Source organism: Pseudomonas batumici (genome assembly GCF_000820515.1).
In the GTDB taxonomy this organism is placed as follows: domain Bacteria; phylum Pseudomonadota; class Gammaproteobacteria; order Pseudomonadales; family Pseudomonadaceae; genus Aquipseudomonas; species Aquipseudomonas batumici.
Window position 1 is genome coordinate 1 of sequence record NZ_JXDG01000073.1, and the last position, 15,324, is coordinate 15,324.

Consider the following 15,324-nt stretch of genomic DNA (forward strand, 5'->3'; position numbering starts at 1 on the left):
AGTGAAACGATGCATCGCCGATGGTAGTGTGGGGTTTCCCCATGTGAGAGTAGGTCATCGTCAAGATTGAATTCCGAAACCCCCGTCTGCTCGCGCAGACGGGGGTTTTGTTTTTGGGGTGCAAAAAGCCACCAGACATTTCCTGAAATGAGTTAAGTTTTCGCCCCATGGTGCCGACAGCATGGTGAGCAATGCGTGCACCAAAGTAGAGCAGCCGCAGAATGCTGCCTACGCGCACAACGAGTGTTGTACCCGCACGCATCCCCACTTTCGGCATAAGAAGTCTATGACAATGAATCTCAAATTCAGCCATAAAATCCTTTTGGCCGCCTCCGGTGTCGTGGTTCTCGCCTTCGCGCTGTTCACGCTGTACAACGACTACCTGCAGCGCAGCACCATCCGGCAGAACCTCGACTCGTCCATCCAGCAAGCCGGTGAGCAGACTGCCGGCAGCGTAGAGAACTGGCTGGGCGGGCGGATCCTGATACTGGAGAACCTGGCGCAGAACGTTGCCCATCAAGGCAGCAAGGCCGACTACCCGGGGCTGGTCGATCAGCCCGCGTTGACCGCCAACTTCCAGTTCACCTATGTCGGCCAGACCGACGGCACCTTCACCCAGCGTCCCGACGCGAAGATGCCGGACGGCTACGACCCGCGTCAGCGTCCTTGGTACAAGTCCGCCGTGATGGCGGACAAGACCATGCTCACACCGCCCTACATGGCCTCGGTCGGTGGGTTGGTGGTGACCATCGCCCTGCCGGTGAAAAGCAATGGGCAACTGCTCGGTGTGGTGGGCGGTGACCTGAGCCTGGAAACCCTGGTGAAGATCATCAACTCGGTGGACTTCGGTGGCATTGGCCAGGCCTTCCTGGTCAGTGGCGACGGGCAGGTGATCGTCAGCCCGGACAAGAACCAGGTGATGAAGAACCTCAAGGATATCTACCCCGGCTCCGGTCTGCGGATTGCCAAGGGCAGCCAGGAAGTCACCCTGAACAACCAGGAGCGGATTATCTCGTTCACGCCGGTGGTCGGGCTGCCTTCGGCGGACTGGTACATCGGTCTGTCCATCGACAAGGACAAGGCCTACGCGCCGCTGAGCAAGTTCCGTACTTCGGCCTTGATCGCGATGTTCATTGCCGTGGTGGCGATCGCGGTGTTGCTGACCCTGTTGATCCAGTTCCTGATGCGTCCGTTGACCACCATGGGTCGCGCGATGCAGGACATTGCCCAGGGCGAGGGCGACTTGACCCGGCGCCTGACCATCGAGAACAAGGACGAATTCGGTGAACTCGCCGGCTCGTTCAACCAGTTCGTCGAGCGCATCCATGCGTCCATCAGCGAGGTGTCCTCGGCCACGCGCCAGGTGCACGACCTGTCCCAGCGAGTGATGAACTCGTCCAACGCCTCGATCATCGGTTCCGATGAACAAAGCGCGCGGACCAACAGCGTGGCGGCGGCGATCAACCAATTGGGCGCGGCCACCCAGGAAATCGCCCGCAATGCCGCCGATGCCTCGCAGCACGCCAGCGGTGCCAGCGAACAGGCGGACGACGGGCGTCAGGTGGTGGAAAAAACCATCCAGGCGATGACCGAGCTGTCGCAGAAGATCAGCCTGTCCTGTACCCAGATCGAGACGCTGAACGCCAGCACCGATAACATCGGGCACATTCTCGATGTGATCAAGGGCATCTCCCAGCAGACCAACCTGCTGGCCCTCAACGCGGCCATTGAAGCGGCGCGGGCGGGTGAAGCCGGGCGTGGCTTTGCGGTGGTGGCCGATGAGGTGCGCAACCTGGCCCACCGGACCCAGGAATCGGCAGAGGAGATCCACAAGATGATCACCTCGTTGCAGGTCGGTTCGCGGGAAGCGGTGACCACCATGAACGCCAGCCAGATTTCCAGCGAAGAGAGCGTGGAAGTCGCCAACCAGGCCGGTGCCCGTCTGATCAGCGTGACCCAGCGGATTACCGAGATCGACGGCATGAACCAGTCGGTGGCCGCCGCGACCGAGGAGCAGACCGCCGTGGTGGAAACCCTCAACGGCGATATCAACCAGATCAACCTGCTGAACCAGCAAGGCGTGGCCAACCTGAATGAAACCCTGAAGGATTGCGATGCATTGGCCCAGCAGGCCGGTCGCTTGAAGCAGTTGGTGGATAGTTTCAGGATCTGATCCGCGGGCGAGCCGGCTCCTACAAGTCATTTGTCGTCCCCAGCTTCGTGAACGACAGATACCCCCTGTGGGAGCCGGCTTGCCGGCGATGAAAGATAACGAGGTCTATCAGGCCAACAGCGTCCGCACGTTGCTCATCGCATCATCGGCAAAGCCCTGGACGAAGCTGTAGAACCCCGGCAACGCCTCCTCGCCACCCGTGGCCGGTTCGGCGATGATGCTCCAGGTCGCCCGACTGCGATTCGCATCCAATGCCTCGACATTCATCGCCGCCCACAGCTGGCCGACCCCCAGGGTGTTGTAGATCGTCGTCCAGGTCATCCGCCGGGCCTGCTCGTCCCGCGAGTTGAGCTGCTCGACCACCAGGTTGCCGTCCTTGAAGAACTTCTTGCGCAGCGAGCCGACGCCTTCGCCGGTCATTTCGATGCGTTCCAGCGCCGTGATGAACGCCGCGAATCCACCGAAATCGCCGACCACGGCCCAGACCGTGGCCGCGTCGCGGGCAATCTCCACCGATGAAATCACCGGGCTGCCTTGTGGGGTGCGGATCAGGCTATCGGGTTGCAGGTTATTCATGATGTAACTCCTTGTGGGTGGGGTGAATCAGATGAACTGGATCTGCTTGAGGTAGTCGCAGCCCTTGCGCAGCAGCGCCGGGGTCTTGGCCGGGTACTGCTCGCCCATGTCGCGCACACCGGCGGCGGCATGGGCATGGCCGATGGCCGAGATATCGCCGATGTCCTCCTCGAAACCGTTGAGGTAGAAACCCAGGACTTCGAACAGCGCATTGCCGCTGTCGACCCGGTGCAACTGGCGTTGCCAGTCGGTGACGCTGACCAGCTGGAAGTCGTGGCCGGCCTCGCGGAACGAGGCGAGGTAATCGGCCCAGCTCAGGGGTTGCGGGTTATGCAGGTTGAACACCCCGTGGGCGTTGTGACGACGGCCATGCACGGCAATGAAGCGGGCGAGGAAGTCCACCGGCATCAGGTCGAAATTGAGTTCCAGGGCGGGCACCTGGCCCAGTTGCAACGAGCCCTTGAGCATCAGCATCAGTCGATTCTTGTGGGGTTGGCTGACCCCGGTGCGGCTGTTGAAACTGATGTTGCCGGGCCGGTAGAGATTGACCCAGGCCCCTTGCTCGCGAGCCCGCTGCAGAATCCGCTCGCCGACCCACTTGCTCAGGTTGTAGCCGTTCCTGATGTAGATCGGCGGGGTCTGCGCCGCCGGCTGTTCGAGCACCCGGCCATCGGCATCGACACTGCTGGAGGCCGACAGCGTCGAGACGAAGTTGAAGATCTTCTTGCTGCGTCCTTCGCACAGGCGCAGGCATTCGAACAGCGGATCGACGTTGTCCGGCGCCAGCGACTCGTAGTCGAGTACGTGATTGACGTTGGCCGCGTTGTGCACCAGAGCGCCGAACTCTCGATCGATGCGTTCGTAGACCGCCGGGGCGAGCCCCAGCTGCGGGCGGGTCATGTCGGCGGCGTAGACCCGCACCCGGCTCAGGTCCAGGTGTTCCAGGCGGTTTTCCCGCAGGGCCCGGGCAAAGCGCTCGCCCGCAGGCTCCGCCGCGCTGTCGCGGACCAGGCAGGCCACCTCGACGGCACCGCCGGCCAGCAGCGCTTCGACCAGGTGCACGCCGACAAAACTGTTGGCACCGGTCACCACCACCTTGTTCACATCGCCGGCGCGGTCCGCGGGCAATATATTCAGGCCCAGCTCACGGGAGGCATCGACGAAGACCTGTTCGCTCAGGGCCTGGGCGGTGTCCCCGCCAGCGACCAGCATCGCCAGCCGGCACAGGGTCGGTTCCTCGATAAAGCGGTTGATGGAAATGCCCCGGCCATACTGCTCGCGAATGCCCAGCAGCATTTTCGACAGCAGGATCGAGTGGCCGCCCAGGTTGAAGAAGCTCTCGTCGGTGGAGATATCCTCGGGCGGCAGTTCCAGCAACTCGGCCCAGAGCGTCAGCAGGCGGCTTTCATCGGCTGTGGCCGGTAACCGGCGGCGGCTGTTTTCGGGTGTCTCGACCGGCAGCTTCAGCAAGGCCGCCCGGTCGATCTTGCCGTTGCTGGCCGAGGGCATGCTGGAAAGCTCGGTGTAGACCAGCGGCTGCATGTAGTCCGGCAGATAGCGTTCGGCATGCTGTCGGAGGGCTTCATGGCCGCCGGCGGACTGCGGCTGGGCCATGAATGCCAGCACCCGCCGCCGGGGATCGATGACCACTGCGATCTGGCGGTACAGCCGGCTGTCGCGCAGGCACTGCTCGATCTCCTCCGGCTCGACCCGGAAGCCGCGAATCTTCACCTGGTTGTCCCGCCGTCCACACAGCTCGATGCCGTCGGCGGTCCATTTGGCCATGTCCCCGGTACGGTAGGCGCGCAGGCTTTCACCCTGGCCCAGCGACAGCTGCAGGTAACTGTCGGCGGTCTTGTCGGGATTGTTCAGGTAACCGAGGCCGACACCGGGCCCGGCGATGTACAGCTCCCCGACGGTCTGCTCGGCGACCGGCTGGCGCTGCTCGTCGAGAATCAGCACCTGGCTGTTGGCAATGGGCCGGCCCAGGCCGCGATTGCTGGAGCCGCTCCGGAACCGCCTGGCGGTGACCAGCACGGTGGCCTCGGTGGGCCCGTAGAGATTGTAGAAATGGCACTGCGCCGCGAGCTGCTCGATCACATCCGGTTCGCACACGTCGCCGCCGGTCATCACATGGCTCAGGCCCAGGGGCATCTCCAGCGGCAGGATGCTCAACAGCGCCGGCGGCAGGAAAGCATGGGTGAGCCGCTGTCCGCGAATCAGCGCCAGGAGCTGCAAGGGGTCGCGGCGCTGATCCTCGGTGGGCACCACCAGCTCCGCGCCCTGGGCCAGGGTCGGGAAGATGTCGATCAGCGATGAGTCGAAACTCAAGGTCGAGAATTGCAGAACCCGGCTGGTTTCACTGACCTGCACATAATCGGCATACCAGGCGGTGAAATGGCTGAGGTTGTGCTGGCTGAGCAGCACGCCCTTGGGTTGCCCGGTGGTGCCCGAGGTGTAGAGCGCGAGGCAGGGCGCCTGCGGGACCAGTGCCTGGCGTACGAGGGGCTGGTCCGTGGCTTTGCGCACCAGGCCGCGGACATCCAGCGCCGGTAGATGTTCGGCCAGCGGAGATTGCCCGTCGTGCAGCAGCAGGGTGGCGCCGGCATCCTTCAGCACGAACAGCTGGCGTTGCAGCGGATGGCCCGGGTCCAGCGGCAGATACACCGCCCCGGCGCCGAGAATCGCCAGGATACTGGCGTAGAGCTCGGCGCTCTTGTGCTGGCAGAGCCCGATCACCGGCGGTTCGGAGAACGGCCCGAAGGCGTCGAGCTGGGCCAGCAGGCCCTGTTGGATCGTCCGGCTCAGGTCATGCAGTTCCCGGTACGTCAGCGACACTCCGTCCAGGGTCAGCGCGGGGCGGGCGGCGAAACGCAGCAGGCTGGCTTCGATATGCTCGATCACCGACCTCTGTGCCAGGGCCAGCAACTCGGGGCGGGCGGTGTGGTTGAAGCGGTGCTCGAAGGCCAGGGCCTCGAGCCGGCGCAGGTCCTGCTCCGGGTACTGTGACGCTGACGGGAGCGTCGCGGCCTCGGCGAAGTGTTCGGCATCACGGGAGTAGCGGCTGACCAGCACGGCCACCCGCTCCACCAGGGCCTGGACCGCGGCGAGGCGCAGCGCCTGGCCGTTTCCGGAGTCGTCCTGGTCAACGACCAGACGCTGGATCAGACGGCTGCCGCTGTCCTCGACCAACCTGCAGAGCAGGCTGAGTTCGGGTAGGCCCTGGGGCGTGATGGGCCCCAGCTCCAGGCGCAGGGCCAGGTGCGCATCGGCGCCGACGTCGCGCCGCCAATGGTGGGGCAGTTCCAGGCTGCCGTCTTCGATCAACAGATCCGCCGCGCCCGGCGGTTGTGCTTCGAAGGCCTGGGCATCACTCAGGCGTTGAATCGAATGACCGTGCTGTTCCAGCTCGCGCAGCAAATCCTCCAGCGCCTGGCTGCAGCCGACGAGCAAAAGAGTGAGACGTCTCATGATGATCTCCTTGGCTAGATCAGGTAGTCGCTCAAGGCGTCCTGGACACAGGGCGAATCGAGCAGCGAGCTGTTGCGCAGGAAGCGCATGATGTTGATCACCAGCGGATGGTGGCGATTGATCGGATACGCCAGCCCCATTGCTTCGCGCCGGAGGGCCTGGCGGATCTCCTCGGCCACCGGCAGGTGCTCGATCACGCGGAAGTCGAAGCTCTTCTGGATGTCGTTGGTCAGGTAATGAACGATGAACACCGGCAGGATCTGCGCGATCAGGTCGCGGTCTTCCTCGCTCGCGGTCTGCCAGTAGAGACGCACCAGGCGGGTCCAGAACCCGGCATGCCGCCCCTCGTCGAGCAAGTGGTCGGCCATCAGGCCCTTGATCGAGGGCTTGACCGTCTCGTCCTTGGCAAAGGCCGCGACGTCGTTGGTCACGGTGTTCTCCGAGATCGCCACGCAGATCAGTTCCATGGCCGCCCGCAGATGCTCGGGGGCCATGTCGATGGCCGCCGGTATCGCCCGGCTCAATTCGATTTCCTCGGGCAACTCGAGGGGTTCGATGCCGGTCATGGCCACGGTCTGCTGCATGAAGTCCATGGCCACCAGGGCGTGGTAGTCCTCGTCCACCACCACGGTCATGGCGGCGTAGCGACAGGCGAACGGAAAGTGGATCGGGAAGCGGCCCTTGGCAATGCTGCGCGCGGTCCGGTCGACGATATCGGTCTCGAAAATCACCACGTCATTGATGAACTTGTAGAGACTCTGCAGCAGCACGAAATCTCTCTGCTCAGGGCACAGGGTCAGGAAGCTCTCGCTGCTGACCAGCGGCTGGCGGCTCAGCGGATAGATCAGCCGATCATCGTCCTCGAGCAGGCGCCGTGGTCGGGTGCGGATGCTGGCGCGGCTCTCCCAGGCGTCGGCAAAGGTGCTGTAGTCGATGGCGTTCATGAGGCCGTCACCTCGACTGCGATCTCGCACAGGCTCTGCTGCAAACCGTCCCAGAGTGCCATGCGGCTGTCCACGGCGGCGAGGGCGGTGCTGTAGATCTCCGCCTCGCGGTGCGCCTGACCCTCCACCAGGCGCTCGAGCAGTTGTTCGGCTGCCGGCCCATGGTCCTCGGAGTCGACATCGATATGCCGTTGCAGGTAGTAGCGCAACATGGGGGCTTGGGCCTGATCGATGCCCCATTCATCGAGAATCCGCTGGAACATATGCGGGATGACACTTTCCCGACCGTGCAGGAAAGCGGCGGCCACTCGATGGGCCGAGGCGTTCAGGGCGATGTCGAGGGTGTTCCTGACAAAAGCGATGACCATCGGCGCGGCGTTCACCGAACGTAACGCGGTTTCCACCGACACGCCTTCACGCAGCAACTCGATGAAGCGTTCGATGGCGACCGTGCTGGCGCCGACTTCGCGCATCGCCTCCAGATACAATTCGAAATGGCTGCAATGGCCGGGGCCTTCGCGCTCGTCCGATTCCTCTCCCAGGACAATTTCATTGATCAGGCGCGCGGCCTGGGGATCCTTGGGCGGCAGCCAGGGCAAGGTGGTACAGGTCAGTTCCTGTTGCAAGCGCTTGGTCAGCGACATGAAGTCCCAGACCGCAAAGACATGGACTTCCATGAACCGTCGAAGGAGTGAAAGTGAATGGATCTCACTGAATACAGGGTGTCGGGTCAACTGTTCTTTTCTGGCGTGCAGAAGGGGCTTTAGTGCGCTCATTAATAATCACCACGTGTCCGCTAAGTTGAAAGGGCTATGAAGGATTGCAAGTTGTCTAGTGTCGATCTGGCTATAAGGCCGTGTTGCATTTGCTAACGGGCGGGCGAGCAGATTCCTCAATAAGAAATTGAAAGCGGCGAGAGGAATCATTACGTATTTAACCTGCGCCCAGGTGTCATCGTGCAAGCGTTTTGAGCGTTTTTTGTTTGGTGTTGCAGGGCACCTATGTCTAGGCTGGCAAAGGCCTTGGTGACAGGGGCTGCCCGACTGCCATTAAAAATTAATACAAATAATCAGCACGGATCAAGTTATTTTTAGAACAATTATAAGTTGGGTTTTTTAATGGATGAGTGTCACCGATAACACTGGCGATGCCGTGTTTTTAGGGGTGAGAGTGCCCCTTCCGAATAATAACGATCAGAATTTAAATGAATGATTGAATGCCTCATCCATATGGCTCTCAATGGGGTGAACTAATAGTTTGATAGGCGTGGCCGAGACACGGCTAATCCGTACTTCCGGCGCGTGGAAGTGCTCCTTTGTTGGGTGATGGTTCCGAAAGTTGCATGCGCGGAGCCGTATGTCGCTCGTCAATTCATTATCGGTGAGCAAGCCTGTGCCCAAACGGGCCGTTCTGCTATCGCCGGAAGAGGCGAAACCTGTCCGAAGCGGTGAATAGACAGGGTCATCCCGCGTGGCGGGGCGTGCGCCCAGGCTCTATTTCACGAATCATGCAAAACAGGTGATGACAGGTTGTCGGCGTGCCGTTGTCGTTCAAAGGCATCTATGCAGGCCTGCAGACCGACGTGCACATCGGTCATGCAGCAGGCCATGGGACCGAAGCGGTTTCACCCCGATCAGGGGGCCGGCTCTGCGGGTGTCTCGGTCCCGTGGCTCAAGACCGGCTCTGGGCCAGATAGCGCAGAATCACTTCGATACCGCGTTGCAGGTGGTGCCGCAGGTTCTCCACGCACTCCTCGATATTGCCGGCCCGGGCGGAGGCGAGGAGGGCGCGATGGTCATCCTGGGAGAGTTTGCCCAGTCCCATGGCCGACAGGTTGAAGCGCAGGAAGCGTTCTTCTTCCACCAGGCCCTGCTCGATCAATTTCAACAGCTTGTGATTGGGTGCCTTGCTGTAGAGACCCATGTGGAACAGACGGTTGAGCCGCCCGACCTGGGTATAGTCCTGTTCGATTTCCAGCAGGTCGATATACGCCTCGATTTCCTTGAAGTCGCGCTCATCGAGCAAGGGGACCGACAGGCGCAGGGCCTCGGTTTCCAGCAGGATCCGCAGGTCATAGGCTTCGATGGAGTTGTCGACGATCAGGGGCGCAACCACGGCGCCCTTGTGGTGCACCACATGCAGCAGTTCCTGGGCTTCGAGCTGGCGCAGGGCTTCGCGTACGGGCATGCGGCTGACGCCGAACAGCGTCGCCAGTTCCTGTTGGCGCAAGGCCAGGCCACAGGGGAGACGCCCGTCCAGGATCGCGTTGCGCAATGTCTCCTCTATCACGGCCCGGGCCAGGTGGGCGGGTATGGGTCCATTGACGTGAACGCTGTTCAAGGGATTCGGTTTTTCCGCCACGCGACTACTCTGTTTTGGACAAGGTTGAAGGGTGATCCGATGGCACACTAGAAGCTGCCTGGGTGCTTGTCAAACCGACCATTTTCCTGCGCCTGACGCGCGCCATGACGGATGATTGCATGGTGCCATTCTCTTTCACCAGCCCCCCCTGAAACTATCAATCGATTCCCAAGTGGCTGTAGGGACTCGCCCTCTTGGCGATGCGTATTGCTTCCCTCTCCGGGAGTGTTTTGCACAAGGTTCCAGAACCCACGTATTCAAGCGATCCGAATGTGTCGGACAGGTCTTGGGCCGACGCGGAAAAGTGCCCGTCCGGCGCCATTCCCGCGCCTTGGCGATCATGAAAAATGCCTTATTGATATTCCTTAACGATATTTAAGTTATTTATCTTATATCTATATTGTCATTCTCCTGCGTGCCTACCGAGCCACCGATGCGCCGCATGACCTGAACCCACACGCTATCGGCGTGAGTGTCTGATCAACGCGCGCACCGCTGCGCAGGAGTCTTTACATGTCGCAGGCTTCTTCCGTTTCTACCGTGCCGGATGTCCCGGCACAGCGCTTCGACGTTCGTCCCTTTGCCGGAACGGTGGGGGCTGAAATCGTCGGCCTGGACTTGAGCCGGCCGCTCAACGACCAGGATTTCGCCCGCATTCACCGCGCGCACCTGGAGCACCACGTGCTGGTGTTTCGCGACCAGCGCATCAGCCCCGAGCAACAGATTGCCTTCAGCCGTCGTTTCGGCGTGTTGCAAATCCATGTGCTCAAGCAATTCCTGCTGGCCGGGCACCCGGAGATCCTGATCGTCTCCAACATCATCGAAAACGGTCAGAACATCGGCCTGGGCGATGCGGGGAAATTCTGGCACTCGGACCTTTCCTATAAAGAGCTGCCGAGCCTGGGTTCGATGCTGCATGCCCAGGAACTGCCGGCCGAAGGCGGCGACACCCTGTTCGCCGACCAGCACAAGGCCTGGGACAGCCTGCCCGAGACCCTGCGCAAGGCGGTTGAAGGCCATTCGGCGGCGCACTCCTACACGGCCCGCTACAGCGAGACCAAATTCGAAGGCAACTGGCGGCCGACCCTCACCCCGGAACAGTTGGCCCAGGTCGCCGAGGTGGTGCATCCCATCGTCCGCACCCACCCGGAAACCGGGCGCAAGGCGCTGTTCGTCAGCGAGGGCTTCACCACGCGGATCGTCGGCCTGCCGGAAGACGAAAGCCGCCAGCTGCTGAGCGAGCTGTACACCCACAGCGTGCGTCCGGAACACATTTACCGCCATCAATGGCAGCCCCGCGACCTGGTGTTCTGGGATAACCGCTCGCTGGTGCATCTGGCCGCCGGTTGCCCGAGTCACCTGCGTCGCAAGCTCTACCGCACCACTATCCAGGGCGATGCCCCGTTCTGACCCGATCGCTTCAAGGAGCATCCCCATGTTCGCATCCTTTGCGTTGTGGCCGAAATTCGGCCGTCTCACCACGTCCCTCGGCCTGGGCTTGAGCCTGTTGGCCGGCACCCTGCTGTCGCCTGCCACGGCCCAGGCCGAGGGCCAGATCCGCATCGCCGAACAGTTCGGCATCGTTTACCTGTTGCTCAATGTGGTGCGTGACCAGCACCTGATCGAGAAATACGGCAAGGCCGAAGGGATCGACATCCAGGTGGACTGGACCCAGCTCTCCGGCGGCGCCGCGATCAATGACGCGCTGCTGTCCGGCTCGGTGGACATTGCCGGTGCAGGTGTCGGGCCACTGCTGACCATCTGGGACCGCACCTACGGCCGGCAGAACGTCAAGGCGGTGGCGTCGCTGGGCAACTTTCCCTACTACCTGGTGAGCAACAACCCCAAGGTCAAGAGCATCGCCGACTTCACCGACCAGGACCGCATCGCCTTGCCGGCCGTCGGTGTTTCCGTGCAGTCGCGCTTCCTGCAATACGCGGCGGCCAGGCAGTGGGGCGACAAGGCGTTCGATCGCCTGGACAAATACACCGTCGCCGTTCCGCATCCCGATGCCACGGCGGCCCTGGTCGCCGGTGGCACTGAACTGACCGGGCACTTCTCCAACCCGCCGTTCCAGGAACAGGCGCTGGAAAACCCCAACGTGCACGTGGTGCTCAACAGCTACGACCTGCTTGGCCCCAACTCGCCGACCCTGTTGTTCGCCACCGAGAAATTCCGCAACGACAACCCGAAAACCTACCAGGCCTTTGTCGACGCCCTGGCCGAAGCCGCCGAGTTCGCGCAAAAGGACAAGGGCGCTGCGGCGGACACCTACCTGCGGGTGACCAAGGCCAGGATCGACCGTGCGGCGCTGCTGAAAATCATCGAAAACCCGCAGTTCGAATTCAGCGTGACGCCGAAGAACACCTACTCGCTGGCTGAGTTCCTCTACCGCGTGGGCGCCATCAAGCACAAGCCGGAGTCGTGGAAGGACTACTTCTTCCAGGATGCCAAGCTGCTGCAGGGGAGCTGACCGCCATGAATGCGCCCCTGCCAGGCCACACGGCCAGCAATCCTGGCGTCACGGTCCCGGCGTTGCTGGCGGTCGATCAGGTCAGCCTGGAATACCGCACCCCGGCACGGGTGGTGCGGGCGACGCACCGGGTCAGTTTCGAGGTCGATCGGGAGGATCGTTTCGTTCTGCTCGGACCTTCGGGCTGTGGCAAGTCGACCTTGCTCAAGGCGGTGGCCGGGTTTATCCGGCCCAGCGAAGGCGAGATCCGCCTGCAAGGCCAGGTGGTCAACGAGCCGGGACCGGACCGTATCGTGGTGTTCCAGGAATTCGACCAGTTGCCGCCCTGGAAAACCGTCAAGCAGAACGTGATGTTTCCGCTGTTGGCGTCCGGCACCCTCAAGCGCCGGGAGGCGGAAGAACGGGCGCTGCATTACCTGGAAAAGGTTGGTCTGGCGGCCTTTGCCGACGCTTACCCGCACACCTTGTCCGGCGGCATGAAAGCCCGGGTGGCGATTGCCCGGGCCTTGGCGATGCAGCCCAAGGTCCTGCTGATGGACGAGCCCTTCGCCGCCCTCGACGCCTTGACCCGGCGCAAGATGCAGGAGGAATTGCTGCAACTCTGGGAAGAGGTGCGCTTCACCCTGCTGTTCGTCACCCACTCGATTGAAGAAGCGCTGGTGGTGGGCAACCGCATCCTGTTGCTGTCACCCCATCCGGGTCGGGTGCGGGCGGAAATCCACAGCCATCAGTACAACCTGCACAGCCTGGGCGGTGCCGAGTTCCAGGCGTCGGCGCGACGGATTCACCGGCTGCTGTTCGACGAAATCCCACAGGCCGAAACCGAGGTGGATTTCGCCGATATCCGCATCGCCTATTGAGCGGCTGGAGGAATGCCCGATGAGTCTTTCATCCCCTGTGCGTGAAGAATATGAAGTGACCCTGGAGCCCTTGCTCGAGGTCCCGCTGGAGCGTGAACTGCCGGTGGCGCAACGGCTGTGGCAGCAGGGCTGGTTGCGCAAGAGCCTGATCCTGGTCTTGCTGGCGGTGCTCTGGGAAGCCGTGGCGCGTTATCAGAACAACGATTTGTTGCTGCCGAGCTTTCTGCAGACGGCGAGTGCGTTGTACGACGGCCTGCTCAGCGGCGAATTGCTCGGCAAGGTCGGGATTTCCCTGGTGGTGCTGCTCAAGGGCTATGTGCTGGGGGTTGTCCTGGCGTTCGCCTTGACCACGTTGGCGGTGTCGACCCGGTTCGGGCGGGACCTGCTCAGTACCCTGACCTCGATGTTCAACCCGTTGCCGGCGATTGCGTTGTTGCCGCTGGCTTTGCTCTGGTTCGGCCTGGGGCAGAACAGCCTGATTTTCGTGCTGGTGCACTCGGTGCTCTGGGCGTTGGCGCTGAATACCTATGCCGGGTTTCTCGGGGTGTCGGAGACCTTGCGCATGGCGGGGCGGAACTACGGTTTGAAGGGCTTGCGCTTTGTGCTGTTCATCCTGATTCCGGCGGCGCTGCCGTCGATTCTGGCGGGGTTGAAGATTGGTTGGGCGTTTGCCTGGCGCACGCTGATTGCGGCGGAGCTGGTGTTTGGCGCCACCAGCGGCAAGGGCGGGTTGGGCTGGTACATCTTCCAGAACCGCAACGAGCTGTACACCGACAAGGTATTTGCCGGGCTGGCGGTGGTGATCCTGATCGGTTTGCTGGTGGAGAACCTGGTGTTCGATACGCTGGAGCGGGTGACGGTGAAGCGGTGGGGGATGCAGCGGTGATGAGTACTCGCTGATTTTCTGGTGCCTGTTCCGCCGTCTTCGCGGGCAAGCTCCGCTCCCACAGGTTCTCGGTCGTACGCAAACTTCAGGTTCGACGCGAAATTTACTGTGGGAGCGGAGCTTGCCCGCGAAGGCTTCCTCCAGGACGCCGTAGGCCCTGGATCAGCCCACATTCCCCGCTGTCGACGTTTCATCGATCACCGAATCAACCCACGACTGCGCCAACTCGATCAAATGCACGGTGCCCATCGCCAACTTGCGCTGCGCCCCGTCGAGTTGATCGGCGGACTCATAAGCCGTGGCCGCCGCCGATTGCAGGATCGACAGCGCATTGATCAGTTTGTCCTCCACACTGAGTGACGACGCAGTGCGGGCGGGTATAAGGGGCGGGTGAGGCCTGAGCGGATCGTCACTCAGCGGCAGCCCGTAGTGCGCAAAAGCGCGTTCGGCAGCGGCGTCGAAGTGAGGTTTTCCGATCTTTGCGCGATGTGATACGGGGATCGGCGGGTCCGGTGTAAGTCTTTTATCCATGGTCCAGCTCCTACGTGATGCAGAGGGGCCCTCTTTCTGCCGTTTCCACACGGCGAAAAGGTGGCAGCTGTACACAGGGTGGAAAACCGGACCGTAGGTAACCCGGCCAGACCGAGGTCTGCCTGCGCACAGCCGCCATAGAACACATTGCGGACCAAAAAAAGCGCCGACAATGAGCTTGGTGGCGCTGATGCGCCTACGGATAGGTTCAGGTTTCCACACCTGGATCGCTGATTTTGCAGCGATAGGACGAAGACTAGTGACCGGTTCCGGCAGGCGCAAGGCGAAAGGATTTTCTAGGAAACTTCAGGCAAGTGAAAGGGAATTGTCCGGTGATCAGGGGTTCTGGAGAAACACCACATACCCCCGAAACCACTCGTTCCCCTTCAGATACCCCGGCTCCCGCCACTCGCCGCCCTGGATCAAGCCAATCTTGAACGGCAACCCCAACCGGTTCATCCGGGGCAGGTACGCCGCGTAGTCGGGAATGCTATGCCGCCCCTGATACGTCTGCACCACCACCTCGTCCACCACGCCCTTGAGCTGGGCGATGGCGGTCGGGTCGGCGTTGCTGCTCCAGTCCATCAGTCCGGTGATGCTCAGGCGCAAGTCCGCCGGCAACCGCTGGCGCAGGTCGCGCAGGAAGGCGGCGTATTCGTCGAGGTAGCGGGTGCGGGCGTCGAAGTCGATCTGGATGCCCACCACCGGGTTGCCCGCCTGTTGCCAGCGTTTCACCTGGCCGAGCAACTGGCGATAAACCGACTCCGGCCAACGCAGCGTGTGGGCGCGATAGACCACCCAGACCTCGCCCTGGGTCAGGCGCGGAATCGCAATGCCCTGGGCGATAAAACTGACCGCCCGCTGCGGCGAGCGCCGGGATTCGCTGACCTGGCCCTGCAGGATGTACAGGCTGCGGGCCTGGCTCAGCACCGGCTGCGGGGCGACGCCGCTCCACAGCCAGAAACTGTCGTAGTCCCGCGCATCGACCGCCGCCTGGACGTCGCCAAGCGCCAACAGCCCGGCCAGCAGCCAGCGCCAGCGACCCATCG

Annotated in this window: 13 protein-coding genes; 5 read left to right on the forward strand and 8 right to left on the reverse strand. The window is 62.2% G+C overall.

The genetic code is table 11. From position 1 onward, the window contains the following. A partial coding sequence (locus UCMB321_RS31260; RefSeq protein WP_209437218.1) for a hypothetical protein occupies positions 1–313 on the reverse strand: 313 nt, incomplete at its 3' end. Between UCMB321_RS31260 and UCMB321_RS27700 the strand changes: the two genes are divergently transcribed. Next, positions 293–2,173, forward strand: a complete 1,881-nt coding sequence (locus tag UCMB321_RS27700) for a methyl-accepting chemotaxis protein (protein ID WP_040071904.1) — start codon at positions 293–295, stop codon at positions 2,171–2,173. The genes UCMB321_RS31260 and UCMB321_RS27700 overlap by 21 nt on opposite strands. 108 nt (positions 2,174–2,281) lie before the next feature. Here UCMB321_RS27700 and UCMB321_RS27705 read toward each other — a convergent pair whose 3' ends face one another. The 5 genes from UCMB321_RS27705 to UCMB321_RS27725 all read right to left on the reverse strand — a co-directional run bounded on the left by UCMB321_RS27705 (position 2,282) and on the right by UCMB321_RS27725 (position 9,525). After that, complete coding sequence (locus UCMB321_RS27705; RefSeq protein WP_040071905.1) at positions 2,282–2,749, reverse strand: SRPBCC family protein; 468 nt, start codon at positions 2,747–2,749, stop codon at positions 2,282–2,284. Positions 2,750–2,776: 27 nt separating this feature from the next. Continuing rightward, the gene (locus UCMB321_RS27710; protein WP_040071906.1) at positions 2,777–6,220 is read right to left on the reverse strand and encodes an amino acid adenylation domain-containing protein; all 3,444 of its coding nucleotides are present in this window, start codon (positions 6,218–6,220) and stop codon (positions 2,777–2,779) included. A 14-nt stretch (positions 6,221–6,234) separates the two neighbouring features. Next, the gene (locus UCMB321_RS27715) at positions 6,235–7,164 is read right to left on the reverse strand and encodes a diiron oxygenase (protein WP_040071907.1); all 930 of its coding nucleotides are present in this window, start codon (positions 7,162–7,164) and stop codon (positions 6,235–6,237) included. Further along, positions 7,161–7,940 (reverse strand): DUF3050 domain-containing protein, encoded by a 780-nt coding sequence (locus UCMB321_RS27720; RefSeq protein WP_040071908.1) that lies wholly within the window; start codon positions 7,938–7,940, stop codon positions 7,161–7,163. The genes UCMB321_RS27715 and UCMB321_RS27720 overlap by 4 nt, the downstream gene beginning before the upstream one ends. 895 nt (positions 7,941–8,835) lie before the next feature. Further along, complete coding sequence (locus UCMB321_RS27725; protein WP_040071909.1) at positions 8,836–9,525, reverse strand: GntR family transcriptional regulator; 690 nt, start codon at positions 9,523–9,525, stop codon at positions 8,836–8,838. A gap of 513 nt (positions 9,526–10,038) precedes the next feature. Between UCMB321_RS27725 and UCMB321_RS27730 the strand changes: the two genes are divergently transcribed. Genes UCMB321_RS27730 through UCMB321_RS27745 form a run of 4 tightly spaced genes read left to right on the forward strand, consistent with a single transcriptional unit; the run spans position 10,039 to position 13,744 of the window. Beyond that, positions 10,039–10,935 (forward strand): TauD/TfdA dioxygenase family protein, encoded by an 897-nt coding sequence (locus UCMB321_RS27730; protein WP_040071910.1) that lies wholly within the window; start codon positions 10,039–10,041, stop codon positions 10,933–10,935. A 25-nt stretch (positions 10,936–10,960) separates the two neighbouring features. Beyond that, positions 10,961–11,998, forward strand: a complete 1,038-nt coding sequence (locus UCMB321_RS27735) for an ABC transporter substrate-binding protein (protein ID WP_040071911.1) — start codon at positions 10,961–10,963, stop codon at positions 11,996–11,998. A gap of 5 nt (positions 11,999–12,003) precedes the next feature. Next, a complete protein-coding gene (locus tag UCMB321_RS27740; RefSeq protein ID WP_040071912.1) occupies positions 12,004–12,858 on the forward strand; it encodes an ABC transporter ATP-binding protein in 855 nt (284 codons plus the stop codon). A 19-nt stretch (positions 12,859–12,877) separates the two neighbouring features. After that, the gene (locus tag UCMB321_RS27745) at positions 12,878–13,744 is read left to right on the forward strand and encodes an ABC transporter permease (RefSeq protein WP_040071913.1); all 867 of its coding nucleotides are present in this window, start codon (positions 12,878–12,880) and stop codon (positions 13,742–13,744) included. A 162-nt stretch (positions 13,745–13,906) separates the two neighbouring features. On the opposite strand, the gene UCMB321_RS27750 is transcribed toward UCMB321_RS27745, so the two are convergent. Further along, on the reverse strand, positions 13,907–14,275 hold the full coding sequence (locus UCMB321_RS27750; protein WP_040071914.1) for a DUF6124 family protein: 369 nt from the start codon (positions 14,273–14,275) through the stop codon (positions 13,907–13,909). A gap of 336 nt (positions 14,276–14,611) precedes the next feature. Beyond that, positions 14,612–15,322, reverse strand: a complete 711-nt coding sequence (locus tag UCMB321_RS27755; protein ID WP_040071915.1) for a DUF3142 domain-containing protein — start codon at positions 15,320–15,322, stop codon at positions 14,612–14,614. Positions 15,323–15,324 lie beyond the last annotated feature (2 nt).

Excerpts from the sequence above, each read along its gene's own strand:
- UCMB321_RS27700 (WP_040071904.1), top strand. The coding sequence starts at position 293 with ATGAATCTCAAATTCAGCCATAAAATCCTTTTGGCCGCCTCCGGTGTC.
- UCMB321_RS27705 (WP_040071905.1), bottom strand. The coding sequence starts at position 2,749 with ATGAATAACCTGCAACCCGATAGCCTGATCCGCACCCCACAAGGCAGC.
- UCMB321_RS27710 (WP_040071906.1), bottom strand. The coding sequence starts at position 6,220 with ATGAGACGTCTCACTCTTTTGCTCGTCGGCTGCAGCCAGGCGCTGGAG.
- UCMB321_RS27715 (WP_040071907.1), bottom strand. The coding sequence starts at position 7,164 with ATGAACGCCATCGACTACAGCACCTTTGCCGACGCCTGGGAGAGCCGC.
- UCMB321_RS27720 (WP_040071908.1), bottom strand. The coding sequence starts at position 7,940 with ATGAGCGCACTAAAGCCCCTTCTGCACGCCAGAAAAGAACAGTTGACC.
- UCMB321_RS27730 (WP_040071910.1), top strand. The coding sequence starts at position 10,039 with ATGTCGCAGGCTTCTTCCGTTTCTACCGTGCCGGATGTCCCGGCACAG.
- UCMB321_RS27735 (WP_040071911.1), top strand. The coding sequence starts at position 10,961 with ATGTTCGCATCCTTTGCGTTGTGGCCGAAATTCGGCCGTCTCACCACG.
- UCMB321_RS27740 (WP_040071912.1), top strand. The coding sequence starts at position 12,004 with ATGAATGCGCCCCTGCCAGGCCACACGGCCAGCAATCCTGGCGTCACG.
- UCMB321_RS27745 (WP_040071913.1), top strand. The coding sequence starts at position 12,878 with ATGAGTCTTTCATCCCCTGTGCGTGAAGAATATGAAGTGACCCTGGAG.
- UCMB321_RS27750 (WP_040071914.1), bottom strand. The coding sequence starts at position 14,275 with ATGGATAAAAGACTTACACCGGACCCGCCGATCCCCGTATCACATCGC.
- UCMB321_RS27755 (WP_040071915.1), bottom strand. The coding sequence starts at position 15,322 with ATGGGTCGCTGGCGCTGGCTGCTGGCCGGGCTGTTGGCGCTTGGCGAC.